The organism is Streptomyces fradiae ATCC 10745 = DSM 40063 (assembly GCF_008704425.1).
Classification (GTDB): Bacteria; Actinomycetota; Actinomycetes; order Streptomycetales; family Streptomycetaceae; genus Streptomyces; species Streptomyces fradiae.
This window is the reverse complement of the sequence record NZ_CP023696.1, coordinates 2,723,119-2,743,661: the sequence shown is the minus strand read 5'-3', so window position 1 is coordinate 2,743,661 and position 20,543 is coordinate 2,723,119. Positions and strand designations below refer to the sequence as shown.

At 74.6% G+C, this 20,543-nt stretch carries 17 protein-coding genes; 10 read left to right on the top strand and 7 right to left on the bottom strand.

Translation table 11 applies throughout. The features are described 5' to 3' along the window. Positions 1-302: 302 nt before the first annotated feature. Positions 303-6,560 carry a DNRLRE domain-containing protein gene (locus CP974_RS12075; protein ID WP_223844447.1) on the top strand — a complete coding sequence of 2,086 codons (6,258 nt, stop codon included), beginning with the start codon at positions 303-305 and terminating at the stop codon, positions 6,558-6,560. A 150-nt stretch (positions 6,561-6,710) separates the two neighbouring features. Next, positions 6,711-7,085, top strand: a complete 375-nt coding sequence (locus tag CP974_RS12070) for a hypothetical protein (RefSeq protein ID WP_031130254.1) — start codon at positions 6,711-6,713, stop codon at positions 7,083-7,085. Between the two features lie 228 nt (positions 7,086-7,313). On the opposite strand, the gene CP974_RS12065 is transcribed toward CP974_RS12070, so the two are convergent. Beyond that, on the bottom strand, positions 7,314-7,769 hold the full coding sequence (locus tag CP974_RS12065) for an Lrp/AsnC family transcriptional regulator (RefSeq protein WP_031130255.1): 456 nt from the start codon (positions 7,767-7,769) through the stop codon (positions 7,314-7,316). A 126-nt stretch (positions 7,770-7,895) separates the two neighbouring features. Between CP974_RS12065 and CP974_RS12060 the strand changes: the two genes are divergently transcribed. Next, positions 7,896-8,915 (top strand): asparaginase, encoded by a 1,020-nt coding sequence (locus CP974_RS12060; RefSeq protein ID WP_031130256.1) that lies wholly within the window; start codon positions 7,896-7,898, stop codon positions 8,913-8,915. 153 nt (positions 8,916-9,068) lie between these two features. Here CP974_RS12060 and CP974_RS12055 read toward each other — a convergent pair whose 3' ends face one another. Then, positions 9,069-10,115 carry a trypsin-like serine peptidase gene (locus CP974_RS12055; protein ID WP_031130257.1) on the bottom strand — a complete coding sequence of 349 codons (1,047 nt, stop codon included), beginning with the start codon at positions 10,113-10,115 and terminating at the stop codon, positions 9,069-9,071. 180 nt (positions 10,116-10,295) lie between these two features. Continuing rightward, positions 10,296-10,781 (bottom strand): GNAT family N-acetyltransferase, encoded by a 486-nt coding sequence (locus CP974_RS12050; RefSeq protein ID WP_031130258.1) that lies wholly within the window; start codon positions 10,779-10,781, stop codon positions 10,296-10,298. 66 nt (positions 10,782-10,847) lie between these two features. On the opposite strand from CP974_RS12050, the gene CP974_RS12045 reads away from it, so the two are divergent. Further along, positions 10,848-11,645, top strand: a complete 798-nt coding sequence (locus CP974_RS12045; protein WP_031130259.1) for an exodeoxyribonuclease III — start codon at positions 10,848-10,850, stop codon at positions 11,643-11,645. 241 nt (positions 11,646-11,886) lie between these two features. Here CP974_RS12045 and CP974_RS12040 read toward each other — a convergent pair whose 3' ends face one another. The 3 genes from CP974_RS12040 to CP974_RS12030 all read right to left on the bottom strand — a co-directional run bounded on the left by CP974_RS12040 (position 11,887) and on the right by CP974_RS12030 (position 13,935). Continuing rightward, on the bottom strand, positions 11,887-12,087 hold the full coding sequence (locus CP974_RS12040; RefSeq protein WP_079140096.1) for a hypothetical protein: 201 nt from the start codon (positions 12,085-12,087) through the stop codon (positions 11,887-11,889). A gap of 78 nt (positions 12,088-12,165) precedes the next feature. Continuing rightward, a complete protein-coding gene (locus tag CP974_RS12035) occupies positions 12,166-13,347 on the bottom strand; it encodes a helix-turn-helix domain-containing protein (protein ID WP_031130260.1) in 1,182 nt (393 codons plus the stop codon). A gap of 390 nt (positions 13,348-13,737) precedes the next feature. Next, entirely contained in the window at positions 13,738-13,935 is a 198-nt protein-coding gene (locus CP974_RS12030) for a hypothetical protein (RefSeq protein ID WP_079140095.1), read from the bottom strand. Between the two features lie 288 nt (positions 13,936-14,223). Between CP974_RS12030 and CP974_RS12025 the strand changes: the two genes are divergently transcribed. The 3 genes from CP974_RS12025 (at position 14,224) to CP974_RS12015 (ending at position 16,199) form a co-directional block, all read left to right on the top strand. Further along, positions 14,224-14,814 (top strand): DNA-binding protein, encoded by a 591-nt coding sequence (locus tag CP974_RS12025; protein ID WP_085921643.1) that lies wholly within the window; start codon positions 14,224-14,226, stop codon positions 14,812-14,814. 72 nt (positions 14,815-14,886) lie between these two features. Then, positions 14,887-15,798 (top strand): hypothetical protein, encoded by a 912-nt coding sequence (locus CP974_RS12020; protein ID WP_051839293.1) that lies wholly within the window; start codon positions 14,887-14,889, stop codon positions 15,796-15,798. Between the two features lie 71 nt (positions 15,799-15,869). Beyond that, positions 15,870-16,199 carry a hypothetical protein gene (locus CP974_RS12015; RefSeq protein WP_031130545.1) on the top strand — a complete coding sequence of 110 codons (330 nt, stop codon included), beginning with the start codon at positions 15,870-15,872 and terminating at the stop codon, positions 16,197-16,199. Positions 16,200-16,233: 34 nt separating this feature from the next. Here the strand turns inward: CP974_RS12015 and CP974_RS12010 are convergent, their stop codons facing one another. Beyond that, positions 16,234-16,860, bottom strand: a complete 627-nt coding sequence (locus tag CP974_RS12010) for a MerR family transcriptional regulator (protein WP_051839295.1) — start codon at positions 16,858-16,860, stop codon at positions 16,234-16,236. Positions 16,861-17,015: 155 nt separating this feature from the next. Between CP974_RS12010 and CP974_RS12005 the strand changes: the two genes are divergently transcribed. The 3 genes from CP974_RS12005 to CP974_RS11995 are packed head-to-tail and all read left to right on the top strand — an operon-like array spanning position 17,016 to position 20,514. Further along, the gene (locus tag CP974_RS12005; protein WP_051839286.1) at positions 17,016-18,680 is read left to right on the top strand and encodes a flavin-containing monooxygenase; all 1,665 of its coding nucleotides are present in this window, start codon (positions 17,016-17,018) and stop codon (positions 18,678-18,680) included. Then, positions 18,677-19,636, top strand: coding sequence for an alpha/beta fold hydrolase (locus tag CP974_RS12000; RefSeq protein ID WP_031130551.1), 960 nt, complete (start codon positions 18,677-18,679; stop codon positions 19,634-19,636). Before CP974_RS12005 ends, CP974_RS12000 begins: the two co-directional genes overlap by 4 nt. Continuing rightward, the gene (locus tag CP974_RS11995) at positions 19,633-20,514 is read left to right on the top strand and encodes an SDR family oxidoreductase (protein WP_031130552.1); all 882 of its coding nucleotides are present in this window, start codon (positions 19,633-19,635) and stop codon (positions 20,512-20,514) included. The genes CP974_RS12000 and CP974_RS11995 overlap by 4 nt, the downstream gene beginning before the upstream one ends. Positions 20,515-20,543: the final 29 nt, after the last annotated feature.

Sequence of the window (20,543 nt, the reverse complement as noted above, 5' to 3'; positions counted from 1 at the left end):
GTGAGTGATCAGAGGCCGCGGGCGCGGCGGCGGCGCCCGTCGGGCGGGCACGCGCGCGGGGGCCCGGCGGCGCATGGAGCATACATGCGCCTTCCGTGGGGGCCGTAGGGATTTGTTGATACGTCGTCGCGGACGCGGCGACACGTTTTGGTCACGAGTTCTCCACGGCTCTCCGCTCATTTCCGTGCATGTCGCATCTGTCCTCCCTGTATTCGCTCGTCATGTTCCCGACAGTCCGCGATGATCTCGACGGCGGAGGTGACGACATGTCACCTCCCTTTCCAGCAAGGAGAATCCCGCGAATGACAGAGAGGGAACCCGCCCCCCGCGGGCGGTACCCCGCGCCGCGCGCGGCACGGCTGAGGGGCATAGCCCTGGCCGCCGCCGTGGTGATGTCGGTGTCGCTGGTCGACGCCGGGGTGGCCGCGGCCACCGCGCCCAGGGCGGCGGCCGGCACGGCCGGGGCCGCGAAGGCCAAGCCGCTCGGCCCCGCCGAGGCGGCCGACGCGCCCACCGCGATGCTGCTCGCCCGGCTCCAGCAGCGCCGCATCGAGATCACCGGTGAGCGCACCGACTCGACGACGACCTGGGCCGAGCCGGACGGCACGACCACGGTCGAGGCCCACACCGGGCCGATCCGCGTCAAGGACGCCAAGGGCGCCTGGCGCCCGATCGACATGACGCTCGTCGCCACCGGGGACGGCGTGCGGCCCCGCCGCGCGGCGGCCGACGTGACCCTGTCCGGCGGCGGCACGGCCGAGCCCCTCGCCCAGGTCGAGCGGGGCGCGCAGGCGCTCGGCGTCGGCTGGGCCGGCACGCTGCCCGAGCCCGAGCTGGACGGCCCCACCGCCACGTACCCGGGCGCCGTCGAGGGCGGCGACCTGGTCGTCACCGCGCTGCGCGAGGGCTTCCAGCACAACGTCGTCCTGCGGGAGCGGCCCGAAGGGCCCGTCGAGTACCGGCTGCCCGTCGAGGCCGCCGGGCTCACCCTGAAGGAGACCGCCGACAAGCGGCTGCTGTGGCACGACGCGAAGGGCCGCACCAAGGCCGCCGCGCCCGCCCCCGTCATGTGGGACTCCTCCCTCGACCGGGCGTCCGGGGAGCCGGAGCGGATCGCCGGCGTCGACGTGGAGATCGAGAAGGGCCGCGGCGGCGAGGGCCAGGTGCTGGTGCTCAGGCCGAGCGCCGCCTTCCTCGCCGACCCGGCCGTGAAGTACCCCGTCACGATCGACCCGACCGACTCCCTGATGGGCCCGGTCACCGACACCTGGATCCAGTACGACGACTACCTGACCTCGCAGCGCGGCTCGACCGAGCTGAAGGCCGGCACGTACGACGGCTCCGAGAAGGCCCGCTCCTTCCTGAAGTTCAACGTCTCCAAGTACGCGGGCAAGCAGGTCCTCGACGCCAAGCTGCGCCTGTACTCGTCCTACTCGTCCACCTGCAGCACGGACAACGCGGGCATCGAGGCGCGGCGGATCACGGCCGCCTGGGACCCGGCGGCGATCAGCTGGTCCGCCCAGCCGTCGACCACCACGAGCGGCGCCGTCACCGTCAAGGACGCCAAGGGCTACTCGGCGTCCTGCCCCGCCGGGTACAGCACCTGGGACATCGACGCGATCGCGCAGGCGTGGGCGGGCGGCCAGCCCAACCACGGTCTGCGGCTCGCCGCGGCCGGCGAGAGCGACCCGCTGACCTGGCGCCGCTACCGCTCCGCCAACTACGTCGACGGCTCCCACAACGCGACCCACGAGCCGTCGCTCACCGTGCAGTACAACTCGACGCCCGGCGCCGTCACCCCGCTGTCCCCGCTGACCGGCACGGCCACCGCCGACACGACGCCCACCCTGTCGGGCAAGGCGACGGACGCCGACGGCAACACGGTCGCCCTCACCTTCGAGGTGTGGCGCTCCGACGGCACGGCCGCCCTCCAGTCCGGCACCACCGCCAAGGTGAACTCCGGCGCGACCGCGTCCTGGACCCCGGGCACGGCCCTGGCGCAGGGCGCCCACAAGTGGCGGGCCCGCGCCTCGGACGGCACCGCCACGGGCGCCTGGTCGGCGTGGCAGACCTTCACGGTCGACACCGCGAAGCCCGCCGCCACGGCCGTCTCCTCCACCGACTTCCCGGCCGGCCAGTGGTCCGGCACGGCCGACGAGAACGGCGACTTCAGCGGGGCGTTCACCTTCACGCCGCCCGCCACCGACACCAAGAGCGTCCAGTACCGGCTCGACGGCGGGTCCTGGACGACCGTGTCCACCACGGGCGCGCCCGTCACCCGCACCCTCACCTTCAAGGCGGGCGAGCACACGCTGACCGCCCGGACGCGCGACGCGGCCGGCAACCTCTCCACCGAGACCGCGTACGCGTTCTCCGCGGGCAGGGGCGCGGCGCTGACCTCCCCGGCGGACGGCGACCGCCCGGCCCGCCGCGTGGTGCTGACCGCCGAGGGCCGCGACACCCACACCGGGGTGCGCTACCAGTACCGCCACGGCGAGGCCGACGGCTGGAAGGACGTGCCGGTCGCCGACGTGCGGCGCAGCTCCGACGGCGCTGCCGTCACCGCCTGGCCGTTCGCCGTGACCGGCGGCAAGCCCGCCTCCCTGTACTGGAACATCACCTCCACCCTGCCCAACGACGGCCCGGTCGAGATCCGCGCCGTCTTCTCCGCCGGCACGGCCACCGACGCCTCGCCGGGCACCGAGGTCGTCGTCGACCGCAAGGCGGGCGAGGCCCCGACCAGCGCGGTCGGCCCCGGTTCGCTGAACCTCCTCACCGGCGACTTCAAGATCGGCGCCAAGGACGTCGAGGCGTTCGAGGTGTCCGTGAACCGGACGTTCTCCTCGCGCGCCAACCCCTCCGACACCGAGGGCCAGGCGGCGATCTTCGGGCCCGGCTGGGTCCCGTCGGTCAGCGCGCAGACCTCCGGCAGCGGCTACACGCAGCTGCGCCGGACCTCCGCCACCTCGGTGGAGATCCTGGACGCGGAGGGCGGCTCCACCGCCTTCACGGCCACCGCGGGCGGCGGCTGGGAGCCGGAGGCGGGCGCCGGGACGCTCACCCTGACCGGGTCGCTGACCGGTGACGCCTTCACCCTGAAGGACACCGACGCGACCGTGTCGGTCTTCCGCAAGGCCGGGGCGGGCGCCACCACGTGGACGCTGGCCACCTCGGCCGCGGCCGTGGACGACTCCACGGTCACCGTGGTCTCCGAGACGGTCGTCCAGGGCGGCGAGACCCTCGCCCGCCCGAAGTACCTGATCTCCCCGTCCGAGGCCGTACCCGCCGCCACCTGCCAGACGGCGCCTTCCACGCGCGGCTGCCGCGTCGTGGAGTTCGTCTACGCGACGGCCACCACCGCCACCGGCTGGTCCACCGCCGCCGACTTCGGCGATTACGCCGGCCAGGTGAAGGCGATCAAGCTGTGGGCGGCCGACCCGGGCGCCGCCACCGCGCGCGACGAGACGCTGGCCTCGTACCGCTACGACGCGTCGGGCCGCCTGCGCCAGCAGTGGAACCCGCACTACTCGCAGGGCACGCAGGTCCAGTACTCGTACGACTCCGCCGGCCGCGTCTTCTGGATGATGCCCGGCTCCGAGCAGCCGTGGAACTTCCACTACGGCACCGCCGGTTCGTCGCTGACCTCCGGCGACGGCATGCTCCTGAAGATGACCCGCCCGAGCCTGAAGCAGGGCACGGCGGACACCGTGGAGTCCACGGCCACCACCACCGTCGTCTACGACGTGCCGCTGACCGGGGCCAAGGCGCCCCACCAGATGGGCGCGGCGGCGGTCGGCGCGTGGGCGCAGGACGAGGTGCCCACCGACGCGACGGCGGTCTTCCCCGCCGACTCCGTCCCGGCCTCCTCCACCGGCGCCGACCTGCCGGCGACCGGCTACGGCCGGGCCACCGTCACGTACGTCGACGCCAACGGCCGCGAGACCAACACCGCCCGCCCCGGCGGCGGCCTGGACGCGACCGAGTTCGACCGGTACGGCAACACCGTCGCCCAGCTCACCGCCGCCAACCGCGAACTCGCCCTGGGCACCGCCCCGGACGCCGCGGCCCGGCTCGCCGCGCTCGACCTCGACGGGCGCACCACGGCCGAGCGCGCCGAACTGCTGTCGTCCACCACGGTGTACACCGAGGACGGCCAGCGGATCACCGACACCTACGACCCGCTGCACCGGGTGACCCTCGCCGGCCCGCTCGCCGCGTCCGGCGGCAGTCCGGCGCTCGCCGCGGGCACGGCCGTCCCGGCGCGCCGCCACACGGCGTACCGGTACGACGAGGGGCGGCCCGCCGACGCGGCCGTCTCCGGGATGTCCACCTCCACCGCCACGGGCGCGGCCGTCGAGGGCTACGCCCAGGACGCCGACGTCCAGCGGACCACCACCGCCTACAACTGGGCGACCGGCGAGGAGCTGGTCACCGAGAACGCCCAGGGCGCCCAGCTCAGCGCGACCCGCTCGACGTACCGCGCGGACGGCCGGCTGGCCACCACCAGCCTGCCGAAGTCGGACGGCGCCGACGCGGGCACGCTGACGTACACGTACTGGACCGCGACGGGCACCGGTGCGTGCGCGGGCCGCCCCGAGTGGGCGGGCCTGCTGTGCCGGACCGCCCCGGCGGGCCCGGTCACGGGCGGCGGCGCCAACCCGGCGCAGCTGGTCACCAGCGCGTTCGAGTACAACCGCTGGGGCGGCGTCACCAAGACGACCGAGACGGCGAACGGCGTCACGAGCGTCCTGACGATCACCTACGACGACGCGGGCCGCCGCGTCAAGAGCGAGCTGACCGGCGGCGCCGGCACGGCGACGCCCGCCACGACGTACACGTTCGACCCGGACACGGGCCGCACCCTGACCGTCTCCTCCGGCGGGAAGAGCGTCGCCCACGGCTACGACTCGCTCGGCCGGCGGATCTCCTACCAGGACGGCTCGGGCAACACCACGCGGACCGAGTACGACCTGCTCGACCGCCCCGTGAAGTCCTCGGACTCCACGGGCGAGTCCACCGCCTACGGGTACGACGGCACGGGCGACCTGACGACCGTCACCGACTCGGCGGCGGGCACGTTCACCGCCCGGTACGCGGTCGACGGCACGCTGGTGTCGCAGACGCTGCCCGGTGGGCACACGCTGGAGGTGGCCACCGACCCGCTGGGCCGGCCCACCGAGCGCGTGTACACCGACGCCGAGGGCACCACCGTCCTCGCCGACGTGGCGGAGTACGACATCACGGGCCGCCGGTCGGGCCGTACGCAGACGGACGGCACGGCCGTGTCGACCGACTACGCGTACGACGCGCTCGGCCGCCTCTCCCGCGCCGCCGACAGCGGCGTGGAGGGCTGCGCGGTCCGCGCGTACGGCTTCGACGCCAACAGCAACCGGCTCACCCGCACCGTCACCCGCGACGACTGCGACCCGGCCACGTCCGACGCGACCGTGGACGAGACGGCGTACGCCTACGACTCGGCGGACCGGCTGACGGGCGGCGGGCGCGTGTACGACGCGTTCGGCCGGACCACGGCCAGGGACGGCGTGCAGTACGGGTACTACACCGGCGACGGGCTGCGCTCGGAGACCGTCGGCGACCGGCGCCGCACCTGGGACCTGGACGCCGCGGGCCGCCCGGCCCTGGCGACCACGGAGACCCGCGGCGCGGACGGCGCCTGGACGGTGGCCGGCACGGTCACCCAGCACTACGGCGACGAGTCGACCTCCCCCGACTGGGAGGTGCGCGGCGACGGCACGGTGACCCGGTTCGTCGGCGACGCGACGGGCGCGCTCGCCGCGACGACGACCGGCGGCCGGGTGGTGCTGGAGCTGGCCAACCTCGCCGGCGACGTGGCGGTGCGGCTGGACCTGGCCGACCCGTCGGCGTCCAGCGTGCAGCGGTACGACGAGTTCGGCACGCCCGACGGTGACACCGGGGCGACCCGGTACGGCTGGCAGGGCGGCGCCCAGGTCTCCTCGGACACGCTCAGCGGCGTCGTCCTGACCGGTGCGCGCGCCTACGAGCCGGACACGGGACGCTTCCTCCAGGTCGACCCGCAGTACGACGGCGGCGCCAACGCGTACGTGTACTGCGGCGGCGACCCGGTCGGCTGCCGCGACCTGAGCGGTGAGGCGAGCTACTACCGGTACTACGACCTGGGCAAGACGGGCGCCTCGGCGACGAAGGTCTTCTCGTACTGGAAGAAGCACTTCAAGGCGATCTTCCCGATCCCCGGCCGCCCGAAGAAGATCACGCACGAGGGGCAGAAGTTCACGCTGCACCCGAAGGCGTTCGGCAGGCGCTGGGACTTCCCGGTGAAGGTCAACAGCATCGGCAAGAGCTACCTCCAGCTCGGCGCCCGCTTCGGGCACCCGGACTGGCCGGGCGGCTGGGTCGGCTTCGACCTGTACAAGAAGAAGGGCCGGATGAAGCTGGAGGTCCGCGGCAAGCTCGGCGGGCTGGCGGCGATCTGCAACCGGACCTGCAACGAGAACCAGGCCAAGCCGTACTGGGACAAGCTCGGGAAGAACCTCCGCAAGGTGGTCCGGGACAAGTTCTGACCGGTTCGGCCGGGAGCCTGGCTCCTGACTTGAACATGTTCAATAATGGAGCCCGGCGGGCCCGCGACCCCTTCACGGGGCGCGGGCCCGCCGCATGCCCGCACGGCCCCGCGATCCGCCGGGGCCCCTCGCAGAGACGGAAGACCCCAGATGGCGCAGACCGACACTCCCCGCCCCCGGCGCACGGCCCGGCTCGTGGCGGCCGGCTACGTCGGCGCGGTCGCCGCCGCCGCGCTCGCCTACGGCGCCGCCGGGGCGCCCGAGGGGTGGAGCGCCCCGCTGCTGCTGGCGACCTTCCCCGGCGCCGTGCTGGCCGCCTTCCTCGGCTACTACCTGCTGCCCGCGCTCCTCGGTGCCGGCGGGCCGGACGGGGCGGACGTGGCGGACGAGAGCGTCGGCGCCCTCGACTTCCTGCCGCAGTACGTCGGCGGCGCGATCCTGAACGTGCTGCTCGTGTGGGGGATCGCCGCCTTCGTGCGGCACTTCGTGCGCGAGGCGCGGGGCAGCCGCGAGCGGCGGGGCTGAGGGGGCGCGCCGGGTGCGGCGGGGGCGAGGGGTACGCGCCCGGGGCCGTGCGCCGGGGTCGTGCGCCGGGGCCGGGGCCGCTGCGCCGGGTGGCCCGCGGTGGTGCGGTAGGTGCGCGCCGGTGCCGCGGGTGCCGCGGGTGCCGCGGGTGCCGGGGGTGCCGCGGGCGCCGCGGGTGCCGCGGGCGTCGCGGGTGCGCGCCGGGGCCGGGGGCTCGCGGCCCGGCCCTCAGCCGTCCACCGGGAGCCCCGTCGGCTCCTTCACGCGCTTCATGATGATCTGGGAGTTGACCTCCTTGACCCCCGTCAGGGCGGTCAGCTTCTCGATCCACAGCCGCTCGTACGCCCGCAGGTCCGCCACCGCGATCCGCAGCAGGCAGCCGGGGCTGCCGAACAGCCGGTACGCCTCGACGACGTCCGGGATGTCCTGGAGCGCCGCCTCGAACGCCTCCACCACCTCGCGGTCCCGCTCCACCTCGATGGAGACCAGCACCTCGAAGCCCCGGTCCACCGCCTCGGGGTCGATCACCGCCCGGTAGCCCTGGATCACCCCGTCCTGCTCCAGCTGGCGCACCCGGCGCATGCACGGCGACGGGGTCAGGCCCACGCGCGCCGCCAGCTCCTGGTTGCTCAGCCGTCCGTCCGCCTGGAGTTCGCGCAAGATAGCGCGGTCGATCGCGTCCATCACGCGATCATCCTCCATGATCCGCCCGAACGGCGGAGAAGTACGCGATCCGATTGCGCGGCCACTCTCCTATCATTGCTTGTTCGAACGTTTGTTGCGAGGACAGGTCGAGGAGGTCGGGGCAGCGTGGGACGGATCGTCGTCATCAGTACCGGCGGCACGATAGCCAGCCGCTGGCAGGGTTCCGGGTTCGCCGCCGAGGCGCACGGGCGGGAGGTCATGGCCACCGCCTGCGTACCGGAGGGCGTCACCGTCGAGGTCGTCGACCTCTTCAGCGTCAACAGCCCCCGCCTCACCACCGCCCACCAGCTCACCCTGGTGCGGACCGTCCACGAGGTGCTGGCCGACCCCGGTGTCGACGGCGTCGTCGTCACCCACGGCACGGACACCCTGGAGGAGTCCGCCTTCCTCGTGGACCTGCACCACGGCGACCCGCGCCCCGTCGTCTTCACCGGCGCCCAGCTCCCCCTCGACGCCGAGGACGGCGACGGGCCGCGCAACCTCTACGACGCGCTCCTCACCGCCGATCGCTGCCGGGACCTCGGCGTCCTGATCGCCTTCGACGGCAAGGTGCACGCCGCGCGCGGCACGGTGAAGACCCACACCCTGGACGCCGACGCCTTCGCCGACCCGTCCGGCACCCGCCTGGGCACCATCGGCTTCGGCAAGGTGTCCGTACCGCGCCGCCCCGAGCGGCCCGCCCCGCTGCCGCTGCCCGACGTCCCGGCCGGCGCCCCGCCGCGCGTCGACATGGTGATGCACCACGCCGACGGCGACGCGCTGCTGCTGCGCGCCGCCGTCGACGCGGGGGCCCGCGGCCTCGTCCTGGTCGCCACGGGCGCCGGCAACGCCACGCCCGAGATCGCCGCCGCCGTCGCCGAGGCCACCGCGCGGGGCGTCCTCGTGGCGCTCACCACCCGCGTCCCGGCCGGGCCCGTGGCGCAGATCTACACCCACGGCGGCGCCGTGGACCTGGTCGCGGCGGGCGCCGTCCCGACCGGGACGCTGCGCGCCGGGCAGGCCCGCATCGCCGTGCTCGCCGCGCTCCTCGCCGCGCCGGAGCCGGCCGATCCGGCGGAGCGCGTACGGCTCCTGCGCCACGCCCTCGGCGAACCGGTCCCCGCGCCCGGCCTGGCGGCGGTCTGACGGCGGTCTGACTGACGGCGGGGCGGCCTCGGCCGCCGGGGCCGCCCCGCCGGGGCGTCCGGCGCCCGCCCGCGGGGCGCCCACGCCCGCGAAGGCCGGCCGCCCCCCGCTGCACGGGGGCGCGGCCGGCCGCTCGCCGCCGGTGCGGCGGTGTCAGGAGGACTGGGCGGTGTCGTACAGCGCCTGCGCCTCGTTGCCGAAGTAGGGCCCGAACATGCGGTTCGGCAGGAACGTGTAGCCGAAGCTGTTCACCGACACCTGGAGCCCGGTGCCGGACGCCTCGCTGAAGCCGGTGAACCAGGGCCCGCCGCTCGACCCGCCGGTCATGTTGCAGCCCAGGCTGTGGTCCTGCGAGAACAGGAAGTCCTTGGAGGAGTTCCCGCTGCAGTAGATCAGCCTGGACCCGTCGTACGGGGAGGCGGCCGGGAAGCCGAAGGCGTACATCGCCTTGTTGTAGCCGCCGTTGAACTGGATGCCCTGCGCGCCGGTCACGGCCGTCAGCTTCTGGCCGTTCAGCGGGGCGAGGACGGCGGCGCCGACGTCGTGGTTGATGTCCTCGCTCGCCTCCCACTGGGGCGTCGTGAGCGTCCTGGTCGCGGTCCACTGACCGTACGGGGCCTGGCCGTTGTCGTACGCGGGGACGAAGACGAAGTTGGTGTGCCAGCTCCCCTGGTACTTCACGCAGTGCCCGGCCGTGATGACGGTGGACTCGTTCTTGCTGGTCACGGCGTTGGCGGAGCAGGAGGCGGTGCGGCCGTCGAAGGTGAAGAACACCCGCCCGGAGGTCTTCACGACGGCCCCGCCGCCCGTCCAGGCGCCCCCGGCCTGCGGGAAGGCGAGCGCGCCCACCTCGTTCGAGGGGGCGCCGGCCGCCGTCGAGGGCGCGGCGGCCGTGCTCGCCGACGCGGCCGTCGGGGCGACGGTCCTCGTCGGGCCGCCCGGCTCCGGCGCCTTGAGCGCGGCGAGCCGGCCGGGCGTCGGGCGCAGGTCGAGCGGGGTGGCGCCGCGCATCCGCTCGGCGGTCCAGAAGCCGGCGGCGCCGCGCTGCTCGGCGGCGGGCACGGTCCGGGCGGCGACGGCCCCGGCGGCCCCTTCCGCCTCGGGCGCGGGGGCGGCGGTCGCGGGGGCGGCGGTGAGGGCGCCGGCCAGGAGGCCGGCGGTGGCGAGCAGGACGGCCGCGGACGGGCGATGCAGTCTCACACGTGTCTCCTTCTGCCGCGCCCGGGGGCGGCGGGGACGCCGTGGCGGCGGCCGTCCTCCGGGCAGGGGGCGGTGGGGGATCGCGGTGCCGGATCGAGCCGCGCGCCCGAGGAGCGGGCGGACGCGGAGTGCCGCGCCCCCGCATCCTCCGAGGCTTTGTCAGGAGCGCGTCACGCCCTATTACTGACCGGTCAGGAGTTTCGCGAAACAGCGGCTGTCCTCGTGGAACCGGTACAGGCCGAACTTGGCGCACGGCTGATAACCGCTGGACAGGTACAGGGAGATGGCCTCCGGCTGCTTGGTGCCGGTCTCCAGGCACATGCGCCGCCGCCCCGCCGCGCGGGCGTCCTCCTCCAGCCGGGCCAGGATGCGTCGGGCCAGGCCCAGGCCGCGCGCCTCGGGGACCACGTACATCCGCTTCAGCTCGGCGTCGCCGTCCGCGTAGCCCTCGCCGTTCTCGTCCATGGCGCGCCAGCCGCCCGTGGCGACGGGGCGCTCGCGCTCGTCGTAGGCCATCAGATAGAGGCCGCGCGGCGGATCGAACATGGCCGGATCGAGCGGGGTCTCGTCGCCGTCGCCGTCGTACCGCTCGGCGTACTCGAGCTGGACCTGGTCGTTGAGCTTGACGGCGTCGGGGTGGTCGAACGGCATCGGGCGTATAATCATGCGAGGTATCGTACTTCTATGCGTAGGGGGCGGTGGCCGCGCGTCGGTCTGTCGTATTGTGCCGGGATGCTCACTGTGACCACCGCCAATGTCAACGGAATCCGCGCCGCCGCCAAGAAGGGCTTCGTGGAGTGGCTGGCCGGGACGGCCGCCGACGTGCTCTGCCTCCAGGAGGTCCGGGCCGAGGAGTCCCAGCTCCCCGAGGCGGTGCGGGCGCCCGAGGGCTGGTACGCCGCCCACGCCCCGGCCGCCGCGAAGGGCCGCGCGGGGGTCTCCCTGTACACCCGGCGGGAGCCGGACGCGGTGCGCGTCGGCTTCGGGTCGAGCGAGTTCGACGGCTCCGGGCGCTACCTGGAGGCCGACCTCCCGGGGGTGACCGTCGCGAGCCTGTACCTGCCGTCCGGCGAGGTCGGCACGGAGCGCCAGGACGAGAAGGTCCGCTTCATGGACGCCTTCCTGCCGTACCTGAAGGAGCTCAAGGAGCGCGCGGCGGCGGACGGGCGGGAGGTCGTCGTGTGCGGCGACTGGAACATCGCGCACCGGGAGGCCGACCTCAGGAACTGGCGGGCCAACCGCAAGAGCAGCGGCTTCCTCCCGGAGGAGCGCGAGTGGCTCGGCCGCGTCCTGGACGAGGCCGCGTACGTGGACGTGGTGCGCGCCCTCCACCCCGACCAGGAGGGCCCGTACTCGTGGTGGTCGTACCGGGGCCGCGCCTTCGACAACGACTCGGGGTGGCGGATCGACTACCAGATGGCCACGCCGGGCCTGGCGTCCCGCGCGCTGAAGGCGTGGGTGGAGCGGGCCGAATCCCACACCGCCCGCTGGTCGGACCACGCCCCGGTGACGGTGGTCTACGGGCCCTGACTCTCGGGGCGCCCGCAGCGGGGGCAGGCGCAGGGCGGCCAGAGGGAGGAGTGCGGCGGGACCAGCCGGTCGCGCACCCGGACGACCGTGCGCTCGCCCCAGGTACGCCCCCCGTCCCGCGACACCCGCAGCGTCAGCACCGGCCACCCCTCCTGGCCCCGGCCCCCGCCGTCCCGGCCGCCGCCCTCGCCCACGCGCTCCGGCCCGCCGTGCATTCGACCCGTCCCGCCGTCCGGCCGCGTCACCGGTGCCCGTCCTGGTGCCGCCGCAGCAGGACGTCGCAGTCGCACACCGCCGACAGGTCCCCCCGCCCCCGCGCCCGGTCCCGTAAGGCCGCCAGGTCCGCACACACCGGGCAGCCATCGACGGGCACGGGCGGCGGTGGCGGCCACAGGGACAGTTCGACCGGGGCAGCGCTGAAGGAAGTGGGTTCGCTGTTCACGTCCACCGACGCTAGGCACGCCGCTGACCAGCGGCAATGGCAGTTCCGTCGTTGATCGCGGGGTTGTGACACGCAGCGTCACACGGGGAGCCCCACCGTGTCGGCGAGGGAGCGCATCGACTCGGTCAGGGTCCGTCGCCGGGCGACGACGCGGCCCAGGATGTCGCGGGCGTACCGCTGGTTCGGCAGCCACTGGGGGGCGGCGTCGCGGACGCCCGCCAGCGTCTCGACGGCCTCCGCGTACCGGCGGGTCATCGTGTACGCGTTGGCCACGTCGAGCAGATGGCGGTTGCGGTTGTTGGACGTGGGGCGCAGGCCGCCCGCCGGGATGCGGGCCGCCAGCTTCAGCACCACGTCGGGACGGTCCATGACCATGGCGTTCTCGGTCCGCTTGAGGGTCACGGTGACGGGCCCGAACGCCCGGAGGAAGTCCCCGTCCGGGGCGAACTCCCTCCCCAGGGCGACGGCGGCCGCGTGGGACAGCCGCAGGGCGTCCTCGGCCTCGTCGGGCCTGTTGTCCCGCACGGCGGCGGCGGACAGGCGCAGCAGCAGCCATCCCCAGGCCGCCAGTTCGTCCGGCGCCGCCCGCGAGAGCCGGGGCTCCGTCTCGTCCGCCCAGTGGGTGGCCAGCGCCCGCGCCTCGCCGAGCCTGCCCTGCCGCAGCAGCAGCCAGCACTGCGTGTTCACGGTCGACGCACCCTGCAACCGGTCCGCCGAACCGTCCAGGGCCGCGCCCAGACACCACTCGGCGGCCTCGAACTGGCGCGTCTGCGTGAGGAGCCAGCCGGTGAGCTGGAGCAGGCGCACGCGCAGGGCGCGTCCCTCCGGATCGAGCCCCGCCAGGACGGCGCTGTCGCGCAGCAGGGCGGGCAGGACCACCCGCAGCTCCGCGAACCGGTCGCCCGAGAACAGCGGTACGGCGGCGGCCAGCGCGGCGCGCACCCCCTCCGCCGTGGGGGGCTCGTCCAGTGCCACCGCGTCGCCCGATGGGGCGGTGAGCGCCGCCCTGACGGGCGCCCATGTGTCGAGGACGGCGGCGCTCGCACCCTCCTCGGCCACGTCCACGACCAGGCGCGAGGTCGGCACCCGCAGGGTGGCCGCGAGCCGGCGCACCGTCTCCAGCCGCGCGTCGTTCCGCTCGCCCTGCTCCAGCTTCCGGATCAGCGACACGGACACCCCCGACTCGCGGGCGAGCCCCTGCTGCGTCATCCCCCGGCGCTTGCGCACACTCCTGAGCCGGTCACCCAAGTCGGCAGGCATGCAGCAGAGCGTACGCGCGCGGAGGGCCCACCGGCACGGTGATGACTCGCCGTCAGCCCTGCGCGTGCGTAATCGCATCGGCGTCCGACGCCCGAGCACGGGTCGCCGCGCCGTGCGGGCCCGCGAGACGGTACGGACACGCCCCGGTGACGGTGGTCTACGGGCCCTGACCGTCCGGGCGCCCGCAGCGGGGGCAGGCGCAGGGCGGCCAGACGGAGGAGTGCGGCGGGACCAGCCGGTCGCGCACCCGGACGACCGTGCGCTCGCCCCAGGTACGCCCCCCGTCCCGCGACACCCGCAGCGTCAGCACCGGCCACCCCTCCTGGCCCCGGCCCCCGCCGTCCCGGCCGCCCTCCCCGTCACCCCGGCCCCGTCCGCCGTCCGGCCGCGTCACCGGTGCCCGTCCTGGTGCCGCCGCAGCAGGACGTCGCAGTCGCACACCGCCGACAGGTCCCCCCGCCCCCGCGCCCGGTCCCGTAAGGCCGCCAGGTCCGCACACACCGGGCAGCCATCGACGGGCACGGGCGGCGGTGGCGGCCACAGGGACAGTTCGACCGGGGGAGCGCTGAAACTCGTCGGATGCGTCATGGGCGGAATCGTCGCCCACCTTTTGGGATGTGATGCTCGGGATCCCACGGACAGTCGGGACCTTTCGGCGCTACAGTCCCAGACGGCCTGAAGGGACGTGCCGGGGGAGTTGACGTGAACGCCGCACTCCGTTCCGCGATGAGCGACGCGGGTTTATCGCCCCGCCAGTTGGCGATCCGGGTGGGAGTATCCGCCAAGCAGGTGGAACGATGGCTGGGCGATGCCGATCTGACACCACACGCGAGGAACCGGGCAGATGCCTGCCGGGCGCTGGGAGTGGACGAAGAGATGCTGTGGCCCAAAGCGGTGCGGGAGCGCGTGAAGACCGGGGCCGACCGGGAGCTGGTGCACAGCTACCCCTACCGGTCCGCCTGCCCGTCCACGGTCTGGACCGGCTTGGTCGAGGGCGCGGGCAAAGACCTCTTCCTCGCCGGCTACACCGACTACTTCTTCTGGACGCAGGTCCCGCACTTCGCGGACACGATCCGCAGGAAGGCCTCGGCGGGATGCCGGGTGCGGTTCCTCCTGGGCGACCCGGAGGGTGAGGTGACGCGCCGGCGGGAGATCGTCGAGGACGTCGCCCTCTCCGTCAGCACACGCATCAGGATCACCCTGGAACACCTGGACCGGCTGGGCCCCATGGACGGCGTCGAGGTCCGGTTCTCCTCACCCGAGGACGCCGTCAACCACGTCAGCCTCTCCGTCTTCCGCTTCGACGACCAGATGCTGGTGACACCGCACCTCGCGCGGCTCGTCGGCCACGATTCGCCGTTGCTCCACCTGAGGCGCCAGGGCGGGGGCGGCATGTTCGACCGGTTCGCGGCCCACGGCGAGGAGCTGTGGGAGCGTGCCGAGCCCCGCTCGCCCCGGTCCGCCTGAGGTACGGCGGTGGCGTCCTCGCACGACCTTCCCGCGGCTGTCCTGGGCACGCCCCGGGACGAGCCTTCAGCCCTGTTCGAGGGTGAAGTGAAGCGCCGTACGTTCATCAACGATGTCGCCGCAGCCGCCATAGCCCCCGTCGTGGCGTCCGATCTGCTCGGTGCCGGCTTCGCCGCCCGGCTCGCCGGGGGGCCGTCACCGGACGACTGGGAGGCGAAGCTGGCCACGTGCGGCACCCAGTACATGAGCCTGGGCGCCGCCGACATCCAGCGCCGGGTGGCCGGTGAGCTGGTGGTGGTGCAGCAGCAGCCGGACACCCCACGGCTGTGGAGCGTGGCCGCCCGCCTCATGACGCTGTACGCCAAGACGTTCCCCGGCTCCGACGGGTCGCGGGCGGTGAACTGGTACCGCATGGCGGCCAGGGCCGCCGACGAGTCGGGGGACGACGGGACCCGCGTGTGGGTGCGGGGCCGGGCCGCGATCGCCCTCGGCTACGAGGGGGCGTCGCTCGGTGTCGCCGACATGCTGGCCGACCAGGCCATCGCCATCAGCGACCGGCCGTCGCTCGGCCTGCTGAACGCCCTCTACGGCAAGGCCCACGCCGCTGCCCTCCGGGGCGACGCGGAGACGGCGCGCCGGCTGATGGCACGGGGCCGGGAGGTGTTCGACAAGGCCGGTTCCCACGAGCAGACGAGCGACTACGCGGTGCCGTGGTGGCGGGTGAACGTCTTCGTCTCCCTACTCGCGGCGCGTCTCGGGGACGAGGGCACGGCGGTGGCCGCCCAGGAGGCGGCCCGACGCGAGCTCCCCGCCGAACTGCCCCGCTTCGCCACGCATCTCGACCTGCACCGGGGGCTCATGCTGATTCGCTCGGGTGATGCGGCGGGCGGTACCGCGCACGCGCGGGCGGCGCTGGCGGCGCTGCCACCGGTGAAGCACTCCCTGACCCTGCGCCTCCTCATGGCCGAGGTCGAGCGGCCCTGACCCGAAGGCGCGACACCGCACCGCCACCGCCGGGGCCCTGTGCGCCGGCGATCGAGAACGCGAGGACGGCCATGGAATACGACTTCACCTTCGCGGTCTCCGGCGTCGACGTGGACGACCGGGCCGCCGTCGAGACCCTGCGGCAGCACCGCGACGCGCTCCTGGCCCGAGCCGGAGGTGTGGACCTCCTGTGCGTGACGGGCTCCGGCGGCTCGGTGGCGGAGGCCGCCGCGGAGGCCGCCTCGGCTGTCCGCGCGGCCGTGCCGCGGCTGCGGGTGATCCGACTCGACCGTGGTCCCGTTGACGGTCGGGGGTGCGTCGCGCACCGGTCCGACGGCGCACCGGTGCACCTCACGCCCTCCGAGGCGGCGGAGATCGATGCGCGGCTCGCGGCCCCGTGACCGCCGCATTCCGCGGTCGCCGAAGGCCCGGCGCTCAGCTGTCCCGCGGCTCCCGCATGCGGCGGTCCAGGGCCAGGGACAGCTCCGCGTCGACCACGCTCTTGGCGAGGGGCCGCAGCCGCTCGGCGTCCTCGGCGTGGGCGTGCTCCCGCAGCAGGTCGGTGAAGAGGCGCGCCAGCGCGTCCGCGTGGGTGCGCACGTCCCGCGCGGCGCCCAGCACGGCCGCCAGCGGCACGCCCTCCCGTACCAGCGCCGACGACACGTCCAGCAGCCGGCGGCTCACGTGCACGATCGCCTCGCCGTCCAGGGCGAGGTAGCCCAGGTCCAGGGCGGCGGCGAAGTTCTCCACGGTGACCTGGTCGCCGAAGTGGTCGGCCAGTTCCTCCGGGGTGAGCCGCACGGGCTCCTCCTCCGTCGGCTCGCCGAGCCCCAGCACCTCGCCCACGTCCCGGCCGCTCTCGAACGCGGCGGCCAGGTCCGCGATGCCGTTCAGCGTGTGGCCGCGCTCCAGCAGCGCCGCGATCGTCCGCAGCCGGGCCAGGTGGTGCGGGCCGTACCAGGCGATGCGCCCCTCGCGGCGCGGCGGCGGGATCAGCCCGCGCTCGCGGTAGAAGCGCAGCGTACGGGGGGTGATGCCGGCCGCCTCGGCCAGCTCCTCCATGCGGTACTCACGGTCCTCACCCTCGTTCGCCACGCCGGCCAGCCTATGTCGTACCACCGGTAACTTCCTCGTTCCGCCCTCTACCGCTCGGTAGGGGCCTGCCTCTACCCTCCGAAACAGTGCCAGTGATTGCTGGCAGAGTCTTGGGAGGCGGCATGAGCGACCACGTGCGCGACCACGTGCGCCCTGACGTGCGCGGCGACGTGCGCGAACACGTCCGGGTGGCGGTGATCGGATCCGGCTTCGGCGGCCTCGGTGCCGCCGTGCGGCTGCGCCGCGAGGGGATCACCGACTTCGTCGTCCTGGAGCGGTCCGACGCGGTCGGCGGCACCTGGCGCGACAACAGCTACCCCGGCTGCGCCTGCGACGTCCCGTCGCACCTGTACTCGTTCTCCTTCGCGCCCAACCCCGACTGGCCGCGCACCTTCTCCGGGCAGCCGCACATCCGCGCCTACCTGGAGCACGTCACCGACACCTTCGGGCTCCGCCCGCACCTGCGCCTGAACCACGAGGTGCTGTCGGCCCGCTGGGACGCCGGCGCGCTGCGCTGGGAGATCGCGACCTCGCGGGGCGCCCTCACCGCCGACGTCGTGGTCTCCGCCACCGGCCCCCTCTCCGACCCGCGCATCCCCGACGTCCCCGGCCTCGACGGCTTCCGCGAGGCCGGCGGCAAGGTCTTCCACTCCGCCCGCTGGGACCACGACTACGACCTGACCGGCAAGCGCGTCGCGATGATCGGCACCGGCGCCTCCGCCATCCAGATCGTCCCCGCCATCCAGCCGAAGACCTCCCGCCTCACCCTCTTCCAGCGCACCCCGCCCTGGGTGATGCCGCGCGTCGACCGCGCCGTCACCGGCGCCGAACGCTGGCTCCACCGGCAGCTCCCCTTCACCGGCAAGGCCCGCCGGGGCCTGCTGTGGGGCATCCGGGAGCTCCAGGTCGGCGCGTTCACCAAGCGGCCCGAGGCGCTGGGCCTGGTCGAGGCGCTCGCCCGGGCCAACATGCACCGCGCGATCAAGGACCCCGCCCTGCGCGCCAGGCTGACGCCGGCGTACCGCATCGGCTGCAAGCGCATCCTGCTGTCCAACGACTACTATCCGGCGCTCGCCCGCCCGAACGTCGACGTCGTCGCCGCCGGGCTGGCCGAGGTGCGCGGCCGGACCGCCGTCGGCGCGGACGGCTCCGAGGCCGAGGTCGACGCGATCGTCTTCGGCACCGGCTTCCACGTCACCGACATGCCGATAGCCGACCGGGTCGTCGGCGCCGACGGCGTCACGCTCGCGGAGGCGTGGAAGGACGGCATGGAGGCACTGCGCGGCGCGACCGCCGCCGGGTTCCCCAACTGGATGACGATCATCGGCCCCAACACCGGGCTCGGGAACTCCTCGATGATCCTCATGATCGAGTCGCAGCTGAACTACCTGGCCGACTACATGCGCCGGCTCGACCTCCTCGGCGAGGGCCGCGCCCTCACCCCCCGCCCCGCCGCCGTCGCCGCGTGGAACCGCCGCGTCCAGGCGCGGATGGAGCGCACGGTGTGGAAGTCCGGCGGCTGCGACAGCTGGTACCTCGACGCCAACGGCCGCAACACCACCCTGTGGCCCGGCACCACCTCCGAGTTCCGGCGCGAGACGCGCTCGGTGGACCTCGGCGAGTACGAGATCGTCCGCGCGCCGGGCGGGTCCGCCGCACCGGGCGGCACCGCCTCGTCCGGCGAGCCCGCCGCGACGGGGCACGGCGCCGCACCGGGCGGCACCGCCTCGTCCGGGCGGGCCGCCTCGTCCGGCGGGGCCGCGAGCCGCGAGGGGGCCGCCGCGTGAAGCCCACCCCGTACGCGGCGGCCACGCCCCGCGTCCTGACCGCCGTCTCCAACGACGGCCAGTCCCTGCACGTCGAGGTGTACGGCCCCGAGGGCGCGCCCGCCGTCGTCCTGGCCCACGGCTGGACCTGCTCCACCGACTTCTGGGCCGCCCAGGTCCGGGACCTCGCCGCCGACCACCGGGTCGTCGTCTACGACCAGCGCGGCCACGGCGCCACCCCGCCCGCCGCCGGGCCCTCCGGGTACTCCACCCGCGCCCTCGCCGACGACCTGGAGGCCGTCCTGGCCACCGCGCTCGCCCCCGGCGAGAAGGCCGTCCTGGCCGGGCACTCCATGGGCGGCATGACGCTGATGGCCGCCGCCGGGCGCCCCGCCCTGCGCGCCCACGCCGCCGCCGTGCTGCTGTGCAGCACCGGGCCGTCCCGGCTGGTCCCCGAGTCGCTCGTCGTACCGCTGCGCGCCGGCGCCCTGCGTACCCGGATCACCGGCGCGATCATCGGGGCCCGCGCCCCGCTCGGGCCGGTCACACCCGTGTCGAAGGCCCTGCTCAAGTACGCCACGATGGGCCCCGGCGCGGCGCCCGACCGGGTCGCGGAGTGCGCCCGCATCGTGCACGCCTGCCCGCGCGCCGTGCGCGTCGCCTGGTCGCGGGTGCTGGCCGGACTCGACCTGGAGGCGGGCGTACGGCAGTTGGACGTGCCGGCCGTGGTGGTCGTGGGCGCCGCCGACCGGCTCACCCCGCCGGTCCACGCCTACGGGCTGGCCGCCGCGCTGCCGCGCTGCGTGGGCCTCGACGTGCTGCCGGGCGTCGGGCACATGACGCCCGTGGAGGCGCCCGAGGCCGTCACGGCGCGGCTGCGCGAACTGACGGCGGCGTACCTAGGCGACGGCGGCAGCGGTACCGCTGCCGCGGACCGCGGCGACGGCATCACGGAGACGGAAGGGGAAGCCGTATGAGCAGGGCCGGTCTCGAAGGGCAGGTCGTCGTCGTCACCGGCGGCGCGCGCGGCGTCGGCGAGCTGCTGGCGCGCAAACTCTCCGCGCGCGGCGCGCGGATCGCGCTCGTCGGCCTGGAACCGGACGAGCTGAAGCGGGTGTCGGAGCGGCTGCACACCGAGAGCGACTGGTGGCACGCGGACGTCACCGACCACGAGGCGATGGAGCGGGTCGCCGCCGAGGTGAAGGAGCGCTTCGGCAAGGTGGACGTCGTCGTCGCCAACGCCGGTGTGGCGGCGGGCGGTCCGTTCGCGGACTCCGACCCCGTCGCGTGGCGCCGCGTCATCGAGGTCAACCTGATCGGCGGCGCCGTCACCGGGCGGGCGTTCCTGCCCGTACTGCTGGAGAGCCGGGGGTACTTCCTCCAGATCGCGTCGCTCGCCGCGATCACCCCGGCGCCGATGATGACGGCGTACTGCGCGTCCAAGTCGGGCGTGGAGGCGTTCGCGCACAGCCTGCGCACCGAGGTCGCCCACCGGGGCGTGCGGGTCGGCGTCGGCTACCTGTCGTGGACGGACACCGACATGGTGCGCGGCGCCGACCAGGACGACGTGATGCGGGAGTTGCGGCAGCGGCTGCCCTGGCCGGCGAACCGCACCTATCCGCTGGGCCCCGCCGTGGACCGGATCGTCGAGGGCGTCGAACGCCGCTCGGCCCATGTGTACGCCCAGTGGTGGCTGCGCGGCATGCAGTCCGTGCGGGGCTACCTGCCGGCGCTCATCGCGGCCGTGGGGCAGCGCGAGATGCGGCGCTTCGAGCCGCGGCTGGGGAGCGTGGCGCGGGGGCTGGTCGGCGCGGGAGGCGCGGCCGACGAGCGGGCGCGTGCGGAGCGTAACTGATCGAAATGCGAGGGATGTCCGCTCGTGCC

Coding starts and splice junctions, on each gene's coding strand:
- CP974_RS12075 (WP_223844447.1), top strand. CDS start 303: ATGACAGAGAGGGAACCCGCCCCCCGCGGGCGGTACCCCGCGCCGCGC.
- CP974_RS12070 (WP_031130254.1), top strand. CDS start 6,711: ATGGCGCAGACCGACACTCCCCGCCCCCGGCGCACGGCCCGGCTCGTG.
- CP974_RS12065 (WP_031130255.1), bottom strand. CDS start 7,769: ATGGACGCGATCGACCGCGCTATCTTGCGCGAACTCCAGGCGGACGGA.
- CP974_RS12050 (WP_031130258.1), bottom strand. CDS start 10,781: ATGATTATACGCCCGATGCCGTTCGACCACCCCGACGCCGTCAAGCTC.
- CP974_RS12045 (WP_031130259.1), top strand. CDS start 10,848: ATGCTCACTGTGACCACCGCCAATGTCAACGGAATCCGCGCCGCCGCC.
- CP974_RS12035 (WP_031130260.1), bottom strand. CDS start 13,347: ATGCCTGCCGACTTGGGTGACCGGCTCAGGAGTGTGCGCAAGCGCCGG.
- CP974_RS12030 (WP_079140095.1), bottom strand. CDS start 13,935: ATGACGCATCCGACGAGTTTCAGCGCTCCCCCGGTCGAACTGTCCCTG.
- CP974_RS12025 (WP_085921643.1), top strand. CDS start 14,224: ATGCTGTGGCCCAAAGCGGTGCGGGAGCGCGTGAAGACCGGGGCCGAC.
- CP974_RS12015 (WP_031130545.1), top strand. CDS start 15,870: ATGGAATACGACTTCACCTTCGCGGTCTCCGGCGTCGACGTGGACGAC.
- CP974_RS12010 (WP_051839295.1), bottom strand. CDS start 16,860: ATGGAGGAGCTGGCCGAGGCGGCCGGCATCACCCCCCGTACGCTGCGC.
- CP974_RS12005 (WP_051839286.1), top strand. CDS start 17,016: ATGAGCGACCACGTGCGCGACCACGTGCGCCCTGACGTGCGCGGCGAC.
- CP974_RS11995 (WP_031130552.1), top strand. CDS start 19,633: ATGAGCAGGGCCGGTCTCGAAGGGCAGGTCGTCGTCGTCACCGGCGGC.